General features: G+C 69.2%; 12 protein-coding genes and 1 pseudogene. 7 read left to right on the top strand and 6 right to left on the bottom strand.

Features of this window, described 5'->3' with window-relative positions; all coding sequences use genetic code 11:
• The first annotated feature begins 264 nt into the window (after nucleotides 1-264).
• The gene (locus ACFVM3_RS35410; RefSeq protein WP_378444253.1) at nucleotides 265-1,248 is read left to right on the top strand and encodes a TerC/Alx family metal homeostasis membrane protein; all 984 of its coding nucleotides are present in this window, start codon (nucleotides 265-267) and stop codon (nucleotides 1,246-1,248) included.
• Between the two features lie 110 nt (nucleotides 1,249-1,358).
• Here ACFVM3_RS35410 and ACFVM3_RS35415 read toward each other — a convergent pair whose 3' ends face one another.
• Nucleotides 1,359-1,883 carry a hypothetical protein gene (locus tag ACFVM3_RS35415; protein ID WP_378444254.1) on the bottom strand — a complete coding sequence of 175 codons (525 nt, stop codon included), beginning with the start codon at nucleotides 1,881-1,883 and terminating at the stop codon, nucleotides 1,359-1,361.
• Here ACFVM3_RS35415 and ACFVM3_RS35420 point away from each other — a divergent pair.
• From ACFVM3_RS35420 to ACFVM3_RS35430, 3 genes and pseudogenes are all read left to right on the top strand, one after another.
• Nucleotides 1,876-2,148, top strand: a complete 273-nt coding sequence (locus tag ACFVM3_RS35420) for a hypothetical protein (protein WP_378444255.1) — start codon at nucleotides 1,876-1,878, stop codon at nucleotides 2,146-2,148. The genes ACFVM3_RS35415 and ACFVM3_RS35420 overlap by 8 nt on opposite strands.
• 171 nt (nucleotides 2,149-2,319) lie before the next feature.
• Nucleotides 2,320-3,093, top strand: coding sequence for a hypothetical protein (locus ACFVM3_RS35425; RefSeq protein ID WP_378444256.1), 774 nt, complete (start codon nucleotides 2,320-2,322; stop codon nucleotides 3,091-3,093).
• Nucleotides 3,090-4,750: pseudogene (locus ACFVM3_RS35430) on the top strand (serine/threonine-protein kinase). The gene ACFVM3_RS35425 and the pseudogene ACFVM3_RS35430 overlap by 4 nt, the downstream one beginning before the upstream one ends.
• Nucleotides 4,751-4,759: 9 nt before the next feature.
• On the opposite strand, the gene ACFVM3_RS35435 reads toward ACFVM3_RS35430, so the two are convergent.
• Nucleotides 4,760-5,545, bottom strand: coding sequence for a DUF2382 domain-containing protein (locus ACFVM3_RS35435; protein WP_378444257.1), 786 nt, complete (start codon nucleotides 5,543-5,545; stop codon nucleotides 4,760-4,762).
• A gap of 370 nt (nucleotides 5,546-5,915) precedes the next feature.
• Between ACFVM3_RS35435 and ACFVM3_RS35440 the strand changes: the two genes are divergently transcribed.
• Nucleotides 5,916-7,517, top strand: coding sequence for an ABC-F family ATP-binding cassette domain-containing protein (locus ACFVM3_RS35440; protein WP_378444258.1), 1,602 nt, complete (start codon nucleotides 5,916-5,918; stop codon nucleotides 7,515-7,517).
• A 4-nt stretch (nucleotides 7,518-7,521) separates the two neighbouring features.
• Here ACFVM3_RS35440 and ACFVM3_RS35445 read toward each other — a convergent pair whose 3' ends face one another.
• From ACFVM3_RS35445 to ACFVM3_RS35460, 4 genes are all read right to left on the bottom strand, one after another.
• A complete protein-coding gene (locus ACFVM3_RS35445) occupies nucleotides 7,522-7,662 on the bottom strand; it encodes a hypothetical protein (protein ID WP_378444259.1) in 141 nt (46 codons plus the stop codon).
• A gap of 15 nt (nucleotides 7,663-7,677) precedes the next feature.
• On the bottom strand, nucleotides 7,678-8,343 hold the full coding sequence (locus ACFVM3_RS35450) for a class I SAM-dependent methyltransferase (RefSeq protein ID WP_378444260.1): 666 nt from the start codon (nucleotides 8,341-8,343) through the stop codon (nucleotides 7,678-7,680).
• 226 nt (nucleotides 8,344-8,569) lie between these two features.
• Nucleotides 8,570-9,583, bottom strand: a complete 1,014-nt coding sequence (locus ACFVM3_RS35455) for a YdcF family protein (RefSeq protein ID WP_378444261.1) — start codon at nucleotides 9,581-9,583, stop codon at nucleotides 8,570-8,572.
• A gap of 123 nt (nucleotides 9,584-9,706) precedes the next feature.
• Nucleotides 9,707-11,326 carry an ABC-F family ATP-binding cassette domain-containing protein gene (locus tag ACFVM3_RS35460; RefSeq protein WP_378444262.1) on the bottom strand — a complete coding sequence of 540 codons (1,620 nt, stop codon included), beginning with the start codon at nucleotides 11,324-11,326 and terminating at the stop codon, nucleotides 9,707-9,709.
• Nucleotides 11,327-11,389: 63 nt separating this feature from the next.
• Between ACFVM3_RS35460 and ACFVM3_RS35465 the strand changes: the two genes are divergently transcribed.
• A complete protein-coding gene (locus ACFVM3_RS35465; RefSeq protein ID WP_378444263.1) occupies nucleotides 11,390-11,746 on the top strand; it encodes a DUF6412 domain-containing protein in 357 nt (118 codons plus the stop codon).
• 67 nt (nucleotides 11,747-11,813) lie between these two features.
• The gene (gene yidC / locus ACFVM3_RS35470; RefSeq protein WP_378444264.1) at nucleotides 11,814-12,593 is read left to right on the top strand and encodes a membrane protein insertase YidC; all 780 of its coding nucleotides are present in this window, start codon (nucleotides 11,814-11,816) and stop codon (nucleotides 12,591-12,593) included.
• Nucleotides 12,594-12,599: the final 6 nt, after the last annotated feature.

Genomic DNA, 12,599 nt, shown 5'->3' on the forward strand with positions numbered 1-12,599 from the left:
CGGTGTCGTGTGTTACGCCTCCAATCACGCGAGTTACGGCTGGAAACACGCGAGTTGCGCCCCCGCGCACGACGTGGTGCGTGGTGGGCTGAGGGGTTCACTTGACCCACCCTTTAATAACTCTTTACCAAGTGCGATACTGGGCCGGCGAGGGGAGTACTTCCCAAGGGTCTGCCCGGTCAATACGGACGCTCCGCTGGTGTCCCCGGGAGGCCGCCCCACCGGGGTGAAGGAGACCTCGAACTTCGAGTTCGAGGAGGCTTCATGCCCGAGTCCGTGGCAACCGTGGGATCGCCGGGGTTGTGGGCGATCAGCATCGCCGTCCTGATCGCGCTGCTCGTCGCCGATTTCGCGGTGACCCGTCGCCCGCACGAGGTGTCGATGCGGGAAGCCGTCGGCTGGTCGGTCTTCTACCTCGCGCTCCCGGTCGTGTTCGGGCTCTGGCTGTGGCTCGAGTTCGGTGGCGGCCAGGCGCTGGAGTTCATGACGGGTTTCGTCGTCGAGAAGTCCTTGTCGGTCGACAACCTGTTCGTCTTCATGCTGCTGCTCGCCGCCTTCGCGGTCCCGGGGCCCGTGCAGCAACGCGTGCTGCTGTACGGCATCGTGGGCGCGCTGGTGCTTCGCGGCGTGTTCATCGCGGCCGGGGCGGCGATGCTGTCGGCGGGCACCTGGGCGTTCCTCGTGTTCGGCGTGATCCTGTTGGTCTCGGCGATCAAGATCCTGCGCGAGGCCATGTCCGGCGGCAAGGACGAGCTGGACCTTTCGCAGCTGCGGTCGGTCCGGTTGCTGCGACGGCTGATGCCGGTGACCGACGACTATCGGGGCACCCGGCTCACCGTGCGTGAACACGGGCGCCGCGCGCTCACCCCACTGGCGGTCGTGGTCGTCGCGGTGTTCGCCACCGACGTGGTGTTCGCGGTCGATTCGGTACCGGCGGTCTACGGCATCACCGAAGACCCGTACCTCGTGTTCGCCACCAACGCCTTCGCGCTGATGGGCTTGCGCGCCTTGTACTTCGTGCTCCACTCGGCGCTGGCGAAGCTGGTACACCTGAACCACGGCCTCGCCATCATCCTCGCCTTCATCGGGGTGAAGCTGGTCCTGCACTGGGCACACGGAATCTGGCCGTCGGTGCCGCAGGTCCCGACACCGGCGTCGCTGGGCGTGATCATCGCCGTTCTCGTCACGGTTTCGTTCACCAGCCTGTACGCGCGCCGCCGCGAAGCAGCCAGGACGGCACAGGAGTGAGCGATGATCACCGCACTCGTAGTGGGCTTCCTGATCGATCTGGTGGTCGCCGCCCTGTTCATCGCCGCGGTGTTCCTGGTCTTCGCGGCGATGCGGCCCCCTCGGTGACCTCAAGGGAAGCGGATCACGGTGATGCCGGCCAGCACGAAGAAGACCAGCACCACCAGGGTGCCGCTGTGCCCGCCTGACGAACTGGTCACCACCTGCTCGACGGCGCCGGTCAGTCGTACGCCGCAGTCGGCGACGACGGTATGCCTGCCCGCCTCGATCCGGGTGAACTCGACGGCCGCGGTGAACGCGCCGGTGCCGTCGGCATAGGCGCCGCCGACGCGCTCGCCGTCTGACGTCAGCGTGACCCGCTCACCGGGCACGCACCCCTTTCCGGTCGCGGACAGTGCGTCGCCGGGCCGCACGGTCGGCCGGTCGAGGATCAGGTCGTCCGGGCGCGGCGGCGTGCTGCTGGACGACGGGACGTCCGCCGGCGGGGGAGTGTCCGTTGTGGACGGTGGTGTCGTCGGGGGCGGCGTCGTCGTGGTGACCGGGGTGGTGGTCGTTCCGGGGCTGGTCGGGGTGGTCACCGGGACGGTCGGCTTCGTCGTCGGGGGCACCTTCGTCGTCGGCGGCGCCGTGGTCACCGTCCCGGTCACCTGGAAGGTCGCGCTTCCGGTCAACGGCTGTCCGGTCCGCGCGTTCGTGCAGGTTCCCGTGACGGTGTGGCCGCCGGGCGTCGCGTTGCCCGGCACCATCGCCCCGGTCTGCCCACTGGGCGCGCTGACCGACGTAATGGCCGTTCCGTCCCAGGTGAAAGAAATCGGTCCTTTGCACGGAGAGAAATTCCAGGAAATGGTGAACGAAGTCCCCGCGGGGCCGCTCGAAGGTTTCAAACCAACCGTGGACTGATAAGGGGACTGCTGCGCGTTTCCCGCTCCCACCTGGGAAAGCAGGAACAACAACCCGGTCACGGTGCCGAATATCAGGCGAACCACGATACGCATTGGGACGTCCCTCTCCGGTAAGAACTCGCTGTAGCATTCCGGACCAGCCGGATAAGGAAAACAGGGGATGCGCAAAATGGGACGTGTCATCGCGGCAGGGGTTGCGTTGGGTCTGTGCGCGGTCCTCCTCGGCTCGCCACCGGCCGTCGCGGACAGTGGCGGACTCGACCTGGCGGTCACCTTCGACGATCGGCCGATCACCAACGCCACCGTCGTGATCGATCCGGCGAAACCACTCGAACTCACCGTCACGGCGACCAACAGCGGCGGCACCGCGGTCAAGGTCCGCAGTGTGCGGGTGTCCGGCGTGGCGCTCGCCCTGACCTTCTTCGCCTACGACACCACGGCGCCGTTCGAAGTCCCCGCGCACAGTCGCGTCACCAGGACCTTCGTCCTGGACATGGCCGACCTCTCCGGTCAGGCGATCGGGCTTCTCCCGTCGACGGTCGAACTGCTGGACGCCCAGCGCGGCACCCTCGGCGAGGCGACCACGGTCGCCGACATCCGCGGGTCCTTCTGGTCGGTCTACGGTGCTTTCGGGCTCGCGATGCTCGTGCTCACCGTGCTGGCGTGGCTGACGGCCCTGCTCGCGCTCGCCCGCCACCGGCTTCCCGTCAACCGGTGGCGTCGCGGTCTGCGTTTCCTGCCAGCCGGATTCGGCACCGGGCTCGTCGCCGTCGTCTCGCTGTCGGTGCTGCGGCTCGTCCCGCCGGAGCCCGCGATCGAGATCCCGGTGGTCCTCGGCGCCGCCGTCATCGCGTTCCTGCTCGGTTACCTGACCCCCGCACCCGGACCAACAGGTGACGAGACGGTCCGCTTTCCCGACTCCACCAAGGAATTCAACCGATGAGCGCACCCGCCGAGGTCGTCGCCGCGCTGCCGCAGTACGAGATCGGGGCCGCGATCGGCCAGGGCGGGATGGGGGTCGTCTTCGCCGGCGTCCACCGTTCGCTGCGCCGCGACGTCGCCATCAAACAGCTGCCGTGGGACGTGCTGAACCACGCCGCCAGCAGTGAGCTCTTCGATCGCGAAGCGCGCGTGCTGGCCAGCCTCGACCATCCGCACATCGTTCCCGTGTACGACTACGTGCGCACCGGCCGCGAGCATCTGATGGTGATGGAACGCCTCGACGGCGGCACCGTGCACAGTCGCTTCCGCAGCGGGGAAATCGGCGGGGAGCAGGCCTGCGCGATCGGGCTGGCGATGCTCGCCGGGCTCCACGCGGCGCACGAAGCGGGCGTGCTGCATCTGGACGTCAAGCCGAAGAACCTGCTCTTCACCACCCAAGGCGTGATGAAGGTGGCCGACTTCGGCATCGCGAAGGTGATCAGCGAAGGCGCCACCCTTGTCACCCACGGCGGCGAGGTCCTCGGCACACCCGCCTACATCGCGCCCGAACAGGCGATGGGCAACGCGCTGAGCCCGGCGGCCGACGTCTACTCGGCGGGCACGGTGCTCTACGAACTGCTGTCCGGGAAACTGCCGTTCGACAACACCCGCGGCGCGATCAGCATGATGCGCCAGCACATGTTCACCGATCCGCGCCCGATCGACGGCGTGCCTTCGCCGATCGCCGGTGTCGTCATGCGCAGCCTCTCGCGCGAACTCGACTCCCGGTACCGCGACGCGGAGACCTTCGCGGCCGACCTCGCCTCGGCCGCCACCGCCGTGTACGGGCCAGGCTGGCTGGAACGCTCACGGGTGCCGGTGCGGCACCTCACCCCTCGGGTGATCTCCGCGTTCGGCGCGACGGCCGTCGACGGCCCGACAAGACCGGTCCGCCGCCCCGCGCCGGATCGACACTGTCGGCGACCCGCGCGAGCTTCGAACCAGAGCCCCGGCCCGGCGCGGTGCTCTGGTTCCGGTTGACCGCGGCGGCCGCCGCGATCGCGCTCGTGGTGCTCACCCTGCTCACCCCGGAACGCCTGCCGCACGAGGCCACCACACTGAAGATCGACGGCGTCGCGGCCTCGTCCGCGCCCGTGGACCTCAGCAAGACGTTCGCGGTGACCGGCGAGGGGCGCCCGCACCAGGTGACCCTCGACCTTTCGGCCGCCGGGATCCCGCTCGGATCCGCGTCGGCGGTGACGAAACCCGAGGGCGACGGTTTCCGTGCCGATCTCACTTTTCCCGGGCTCTCCCGCTGGATCGTCGGCGGAGCGGTGACCGCGACCTTGACGGCCGACGGCGTCCCGAGGACGTTCGCCGTCGTCACACGGCAGCATCCGCTCGCGAGCGCGCTCGGCGCGGGCAGCCTGATCCTCGCCCTGTTCGCCTTGGCGTACCTGGAATCCGGCCTGCGGACCATCCGGAACGGTCACCGCCGGCGCGGCGCGCTCGTCGGCGGCCCGGTGCTCGGACTGCTGTTCGGCGCGTCGGCGTGGCTGTGCGTCTCGGTCCTGCGAGTGCACGAGCCCGCGGTGCTGTTCGGTGTCGGCTGTGCGCTCGCGGGTGCCGTGGCAGCCGGTTTCGTGGTCGCGGCCGCGCGCGCCCGGCGCCTGCGCTGAAACCCGGCATCACGACTTGCGGTGCTTGCCTTCGTCGTCGGTGACCTCGAACTGTTCCTTGCGCACCTTGCCGGAGACCGTCTGGTCCTCGGTGACGGTCTCGGTCTTGAGCCTCGCCCGCTCCACCGCGACGGTTTCCTTGTTCACCACCGGTTTCTCGGCGTGGAGCACGACGTCCTGCTCGTCCTCGGCGATCTCGGCGGGCTCGCCGCCCGGCTTCGTGATCGGCTCCCGTTCGACGCGCACTTCCTCGTGGCTGACCGGAACGGTGACCTGCTGTTCCTCGGTGACGACGTACTTGCGCAGCCGGACATGGCCGGTCTCGACCTGCTCGGTGCCGACGTTCAGCCGCTCCTCGGACCTTGTCATGGCGGGCTCGGCGTCCGGGTGTTTCCTGCCGGATTCCGTTCCGGCCCTGGTCCGGCCGGTGTCGCCCCGGCCCCGCGCCCGATCGTCCATTCGGCCGTCCGGCGAGGTCCGCGGCATGGGCAGCCCGTAGTGCCGGTAGAGCCGCGCGCTCTCCTCCGCGGACAAATGGCCGTCGGCCTCGATACGGGGTGCGTCGGTGACCGCGTCCTTGTCGACGCGGACGTGCACGCCGTCCTGGTCCGCGTGCGCTCCGGACAGCGGGACGAAACTTTCCTTGGTACCGAACAGGCCCGTCTTGACGGTGATCCATTCCGGCTGGCGCGTCGCGTCGGCGAGGTAGACGTTGCCCACCTTGCCGAGCTTGTTGCCGGTCGGGTCGACCACGGCACTGTCGATGAGTTCCTGCGGCTGCATGGTCTTCGCCATCGGTCCCGCTCCTCTCGGAAGATGCCTGCTGAGAAGCCCACCGTCGAACGGTCCGGTGGGCACGGCAACCGTCGTGATGCACCTGAGGGTGACCCCCGAAAGTGGTGGTTTGAAGCCGTGATCGCGGGCTAGGAGAGGCGTGTCGTCGCAGGTTAAAGGGGGTCTCCGTGGGGTGATCGGCAGGTGCCGGAATGGTGCGAACGTGTGGTTCCGAAAATCGGATGCGCCGCTCCGCGGACCTGACCTACCCTCGTGATCGTGATGCAGCAACTGCTGTTCCTCTGAGGAACGACGCCTCCACCGGTACCGCGAGCCGCGGTACCGGACTTCGTTCTTCCTGCTCATCACCTTCACCGGAGGCAGTTCCTTCATGTCATCCCCCCTTTCGCCCGCGCCTGTGCGCGCGGCGCACGTCCGCCTGTCCGGCGTCCACCTCTCCTTCGGGGGACGGCCCGTCCTGTCCGGAGTCGACCTCGTCGCCGCGGCCGGCGAGCGCGTCGCCATCGTCGGGGAGAACGGTCGCGGCAAGACCACACTTCTCCGGGTCCTCGCCGGTGACCTGGCCGCAGACCGCGGCGAGGTGCACCGATCCGGTTCGGCGGGTGTCGCCGACCAGCAGATCCCGCTCGGGACGACCGACACCGTCGGCGCGTTGATCGACCTCGAACTGGCCGCCGTCCGCGGCGCGCTGGCCCGGCTCGAGGCCGCCACCGAAGCGCTCAGCGACGGACGTCCCGGATCCGACGACGCCTTCGCCGCCGCGCTCGAAGAAGCCGAGGCCCTCGACGCGTGGGACGCCGACCGGCGGGTCGAAGTGTCCTTGGCGGCCTTGGACGCCGTCGCTGATCGCGACCGTCCACTCGGGACACTTTCGGTCGGGCAGCGGCACCGGGTCCGGCTGGCCTGCTTGCTCGGCGCCGGGCATCCGGTCCTGCTGCTCGACGAGCCGACCAACCACCTCGACGCGGCGGGGCTCGACCATCTCACCGAGCGGTTGCGCGCCCATCCGGGCGTGGTCGTCCTGGTCAGCCATGACCGGGCCCTGCTCGCGGACGTCGCCACCACGGTGATCGACCTCGATCCGTCGAGCGACGGACGGCCACGCGTCTACGGCGGCGGATACGCGGCCTATGTGGAGGCCCGGCGAGCCGAACGTGCCCGCTGGGAGTCGGCGCACGCCGAGCAGATCGCCGAGCGGCAACGGCTGGCCGACGACCTGTCCGCGGCGCGGAACCGGTTGCGTGACAACTGGCGGCCGCCCAAGGGCACCGGCAGGCACGTCCGCGCCACGCGCGCGCCCGGACTGGTCCGCGCGGTCCACCGGCGGCAGGAAGAGCTGGCCGAGCACGTGGTCGCCGTTCCGCCGCCACCCGCCCGGTTCACGATGCCCGAGCTACCGGCGCACGGAGGCGCGGCGCTTCTGCGCGCCGCCGGGGTGACGGTGGCCGGGCGGCTCGCGCGTCCGGTCGATCTCACGCTGGAAAGCGGCGACCGGCTGGTCGTCACCGGCCGCAACGGCGCGGGCAAATCGACGCTCCTGGCCGTGCTGGCCGGGGAGCTGGAGCCCGGGACCGGCACGGTCACGCGTTCGCGGTCCGCGCGGATCGGCAGGCTGGGCCAGGAATCCGAGCTGCCGGGCAGGCGGACGGCGATGGAGCTGTACGACGAGCAGCTCGCCAGGACCGGGATCCCCGGGCCGGGGCTGGGCGAACTGGGACTGCTCGCCGGCTACGACCGGCACCGGCCGGTGGCCGAACTGTCGGTCGGCGCCCGGCGGCGGCTGGATCTGGCGCTGGTGCTGGCTCGCCGTCCGCACGTCGTGCTGCTGGACGAGCCGACCAACCACCTCTCCGCCGCGCTCGTCGACGAGCTGACCGCCGCGCTCGGAACGACCCCGGCCGCGGTGGTGATCGCCACGCACGACCGGCAGTTGGCACGGGACACGGCGTCCTGGCCGAGGCTCGCGTTGTGAGCCGTCAACCGCGGTGGGCGAGGGTGTAGCGCACGGTCTGCGCGAGCACCACGCTCCCGTCGTGCTCGCGGAGCGGTTCGAGCTCCGCGAGCACGGCCTGGCGCACGGCGTCGAGACGGCCTGCCGGGATCAGCTCCCAGAACATCCGCTGGCCGTGCGACTAGGACCAGGTGATCCAGTGCCCGGGGTCGGCGAACTTCACCGGATAGACGCGTTCCACGGACGTGACCCCGGTGAAGCCCGCCGACTCCACGGCCTGGCCGAATCCTTCGATGGTGGCGAACAGCCCCGCCCTGATGGCCAGCGTCCAGGCCAGCTCCGGCGGAACGAACGGTTTGAACACCTCGCGCACGGCCGCCCACCGGGGATCGTCGGCGCCGAACGTGGTGACGCCCAGCCTGCCGCCGGGGGCGAGGAGACGATGCCAAGATCGCAGCCCGGCGATCGGATCCGGCAGGAAGAACACCACGAACGACGCGAGGACGGCGTCGAAGGCGGCGTCGTCCAGCGTCGGTTCTTGGGCGTCCATAAGGGAAACCGAGGCGTTGGCGCCGCGTGTCTCGATATCCTTCGCGGTGCGCTCGACCATTTCCGCGGAAAGGTCGATCCCCAGCACCGATCCTGCGGGGCCGACCCGCTCCGCCGCCGGGAACAGCACCGCGCCGCGGCCGCAGCCGACGTCCAGCACGCGCTCGCCGGGCACGAGCCGGACCCGGTCGAGCAGTTCCGCGGCGAACGCGCCGAAGAAGTCGACGCCGAGCGCGTCGTAGGTCTCCGCGGTCCGGTCGAACAGCCGCGCCATCGCCTGCCGGGTGTAAGCGCTCATGCGCAGGACGATGGCCCCGCGAAAACGGTGTTGTCAAACGGATGCGGGGATTTGTCACGCCGCTCCGAGCGGGAGTGCCCGGCCTTCGTGCGGGGGTGCCGGTTTCGTCGGCCGGGCCGTCGTGCGTGTTGCGAAAGTGGCTTTCGCAACACGCGCGCTCACCGGGACCGGCCTCGGTACCGGGCCGGAAATCAAAAAGGTACCTGAGCGCCAACGTCCGTACCGCTCATGAGAAGGCGCGCGAGACCTGCGAAAGCACGATGAGCCCGCAGAAGACCAGGTTCTTGTACTTGTGGTCCACCAGGATGGCCACGAATTCGCGAAGGGTGGCGCTCGGCCAGAAGTACCAGGCCGTCGGCGACCCGATGACCTGGCCGTTCACCTTGGCACGGCGGGCGATGAGGGCGGCGCGGAGCACGTGGAAGTTGTTCGTGACCACCGTGCACCGGTAGTCCGCCTTGTGCCGCTCCATGATCTCGGCGCTGAAGGTGAGGTTCTCGAAAGTCGTCCGCGACCGGTCTTCGAGGAGGATCCGCTCCCTCGGCAGCCCGTTCTCGACCAGATAGCCCGCCATGGCATGGGACTCCGGCAGGTCCTCGTCGGGGCCTTGCCCGCCAGAGGTGACCACCATCGGTTCCCGGCCGCGCCGGGCTTCGGCGTCGATGACGCGTTTGGCCCGGTCCAGGCGACCGGCCAGCAGCGGCGGCACCTTGTGCCCGTCCAACAGGCCCGAGCCCAGCACCACGACGAAGTCCACGCCCTTTTCGGTGCGGATGCGGCCGTAGACGATCGAGTACAGGAGAAAACAGACGAAGAGGAACGAGAAGTAGACGACGATTCCGTTCAGGATGCCCCGGACGATGTCGAGCGGCTCCCAGGCGAGTTGCGTGACCGTCGCGTTGAAGACGACCAGCGCGCAGATGCCGAGCCCCGTCAGCAGCGAAAGGACGTTGGCCAGCCGGCGCCCCTCGCGGCGGAGCATGGTGATCCCGTTGCAGATCAGGAAGACCGTCAACGCGAGGACCGTCGGGATGATCAGCAGGATCACGCCGACCGCGACGAACCCCGCCGCCTCGGGCGACACCGAGGCGAGCAGCGCGATGAAAGTCACGCCGAGGAACAGCAACGCGAAGAAGAGGTAGAAGCCGTTCCGCAGCCGGCGTCGGTCGCGAAGGAAGCTCACGAGGAACGCCGCGCAGCACAAGGCCGCGATGGCGAAGGGGATGGCAGCGGCCTTCACGAGAACTCCAGGCTGGGGACGACGCGGGCACTAGGGTGTCGGCACGCGGCGGCATTCAAGCACACGACGGAGCCGCTGAAGGCGACCTCTCGTTGGTGTGTCGCTTTTCCTGACCCGAGTGGGTCACCGGGCGCGTTGCACAGGCCGCTCGTCCCATACCGGTTCCGCGGTTTCCCGCACGTGCCCGTCCGAGCCGAACACGAGGTACCGATCGAAGGAGCGCGCGAACCACCGGTCGTGCGTCACCGCGATCGTGGTGCCTTCGTACGCTTCCAGCGCCTGCTGCAGTGCCTCCGCCGACGCGAGGTCGAGGTTGTCGGTCGGCTCGTCCAGGAGCAGGATCGTCGCGCCGCCGATCTCCAGCAGCAGGATCTGGAACCGCGCCTGCTGGCCGCCGGACAGCTTCTCGAACCGCTGGTCGCCCTGGCCGTCGAGTTCGTACCGGCGAAGGATGTTCATCGCGGGCCCGCGGCTGCGCGCGTAGCCGGTCCAAAGGATGTCGACGAGCGTGTGCCCGAGCAGTTCGGGATGGGCGTGCGTCTGCGCGAAGTGGCCGGGGACGACGCGGGCACCGAGTTTCCACAGTCCGTCGTGCGCGACGTCCTCGCCTGCCAGCAGCCGCAGGAAATGCGATTTCCCGGAGCCGTTCGAGCCGAGCACCGCGACCCGCTCGCCGTAGAAGACCTCCAGGTCGAAGGGTTTCATCAGGCCGCGGAGTTCGAGCCCTTCGCAGGTGACGGCGCGGACGCCGGTCCGTCCGCCGCGCAGGCGCATCGTGATCTTCTGTTCGCGCGGGGGAGCGGCGGGCGCTCCGGCCTCCTCGAATTTCCGCAGACGTGTCTGCGCGGCGTGATATCGCGAAGCCATCTCGTCGCTGCGCGCGGCGTACTGCCGCATGTCGGCCACGAGTTTCTTGAGCTGGGCATGCTTTTCGTCCCAGCGGCGGCGGAGTTCCTCAAAGCGCTCGAAGCGTTCCGCGCGTGCCTGGTGGTAGCTGTCGAAGCCGCCGCCGTGCACCCAGACGTCGCCGCCGGCGGGCCCGGGTTCGACGCTGATGATCTTGTTCGCCGCCCGCGCGAGGAGTTCCCGGTCGTGCGAAACGAACAGCACGGTCTTCTGGGTCTCGCGCAGCCGCTCTTCCAGCCACTGCTTGCCGGGGACGTCGAGGTAGTTGTCCGGCTCGTCGAGCAGGAGGACGCCGGACCCGCCGAGGAGCAGCGCCTCCAGCACCAGCCGCTTCTGTTCGCCGCCCGACAGCGTGCGCACCTCGCGCCAGCGCGCCTTCTCGTACGGCAGATTGAGCGCCGCCGTCGTGCATTTGTCCCACACGACTTCGGCTTCGTAGCCGCGGGCGTCGCCCCAATCGCCGAGCGCCTGCGCGTACGCCATCTGGTTCGCTTCGTCGTCGCGTTCCGTCAAGGCGAGTTCGGTCTCGTCGACCGCGCGGGCAGCGTCGCGGAGCGCTTCCGGCGACACCGACACGAGCAGATCCCGCACCGTCCGTTCGTCGCGTACGGAGCCGACGAACTGAGGCATCACCCCGAGCCCGCCGCTGATGGTCACCGAGCCGCCGCTGGGAGACAGTTCCCCCGAGATCAACCGCAGCAACGTCGTCTTGCCTGCCCCGTTGGCGCCGACGAGCGCGCAGACGCTGCCCTCCCCGACCCGGAACGAGACATCGTCGAGAAGCAGGCGTCCGTCGGGCAAGTGGTACTCGACGTGCGCGACCTCGACGTGACCCATTTCGACAGACTGCCCGCGCCGCGGGGAATCACGCAACGCAATATCTCCGGTAGTGTCGGTGACGTGGAGCGAACCTACTTCGGCGTGCGGCTCAAGCTGATGCTTGCGCTGTTCCTGCCCGAGTTGTTCGTCGTGCTCCCGGCCCTCGGCGGGCTCAACCCGCTGAGCCTGGCCACCGCGTTGACGGCGTCGGTGGCGGTCGCCAACCCGCTCGGCCTGGCCGCCGCCCTGACCGCGTCCCTCGCCGCCATCCTGCTCGCGCTGGCGGCGCATTTCCGCCTCGAACCGGCGGCCGCCGCGATGCGGGTGCGCGCCATCAGCCTGCGCGAACGCGCGCAGTTGTTCCTGAGCCTGCGCGATCCCGACGCGCGTGGCCGTGTGCGGCCCCGGGCTCCGTCACTGGGTATCGCGACTGCCTGACCTTCCGTCCGAAGGTGAGGCAGTCACTCCTGCCCACACACCTTCCGACCGACGGAGTGACCTGGTCATGTTCGATGTCTTCCTGTACCCCGTTTCCGCCATTCTCTGGTTCTGGCACAAGGTTTTCGGCGCCGTTTCGAGTCCCGACTCCGGCGTGGCCTGGGTGCTGTCCATCGTCTTCCTCGTCTTCACCCTGCGCCTTCTGCTGGTCAAACCCGCCCTCGCCGCGCTGCGCGCGGGCCGTCGTATGCAGGCGCTCGCCCCGGAGATGCGGCAGATCAAGGAGAAGTACGGCAAGGATCGCCGGCGGATGGCGAAAGAGATCCAGAAACTGCACGCCGAAACCGGTGCGAACCCGCTGGGCGGTTGTCTCCCTGCCCTGATCCAGCTACCGGTGTTCCTTTCCCTGTACTGGGTTTTGCGCGATTTCACCCCGGGCGCGTCGTCGAACCACGTGTTCGACGACGCCGGGGTGCGGTCGTTCCTGAACGCCGACCTCTTCGGCGCGAAGCTCGGCAACTGGCTTTCCCAGCCGGCGGCGGAGCTGGCCGCGTTCGGCACGGATCATGTCCACATGATCGCCGTCGGGGTCCCGCTGATGCTGATCGCGAGCCTGGCCACGTTCTTCTCGATGCGTTCGGGACTGACCCGGCAGACCGCGACCGCCCCCGAGACGGCGGGGATCACCAAGCTGATGATGTACCTGGCGCCGGTCGGCATGCTGGTCTCTGGAGCGTTCTTCCCGGTGCCGATCGGGGTGCTGCTGTACTTCCTGGCCACCAACGTGTGGACGCTGGGACAGCAGCATTTCCTCACCAAGATCGTCGACCGTGAGGAGGCCAGGTGAGCGCCG

The sequence above is a fragment of the Amycolatopsis sp. NPDC057786 genome (assembly GCF_042797905.1).
Taxonomy (GTDB): domain Bacteria; phylum Actinomycetota; class Actinomycetes; order Mycobacteriales; family Pseudonocardiaceae; genus Amycolatopsis.

Coding starts and splice junctions, on each gene's coding strand:
- ACFVM3_RS35410 (WP_378444253.1), top strand. CDS start 265: ATGCCCGAGTCCGTGGCAACCGTGGGATCGCCGGGGTTGTGGGCGATC.
- ACFVM3_RS35425 (WP_378444256.1), top strand. CDS start 2,320: ATGGGACGTGTCATCGCGGCAGGGGTTGCGTTGGGTCTGTGCGCGGTC.
- ACFVM3_RS35435 (WP_378444257.1), bottom strand. CDS start 5,545: ATGGCGAAGACCATGCAGCCGCAGGAACTCATCGACAGTGCCGTGGTC.
- ACFVM3_RS35440 (WP_378444258.1), top strand. CDS start 5,916: ATGTCATCCCCCCTTTCGCCCGCGCCTGTGCGCGCGGCGCACGTCCGC.
- ACFVM3_RS35445 (WP_378444259.1), bottom strand. CDS start 7,662: ATGTTCTGGGAGCTGATCCCGGCAGGCCGTCTCGACGCCGTGCGCCAG.
- ACFVM3_RS35450 (WP_378444260.1), bottom strand. CDS start 8,343: ATGAGCGCTTACACCCGGCAGGCGATGGCGCGGCTGTTCGACCGGACC.
- ACFVM3_RS35460 (WP_378444262.1), bottom strand. CDS start 11,326: ATGGGTCACGTCGAGGTCGCGCACGTCGAGTACCACTTGCCCGACGGA.
- yidC (WP_378444264.1), top strand. CDS start 11,814: ATGTTCGATGTCTTCCTGTACCCCGTTTCCGCCATTCTCTGGTTCTGG.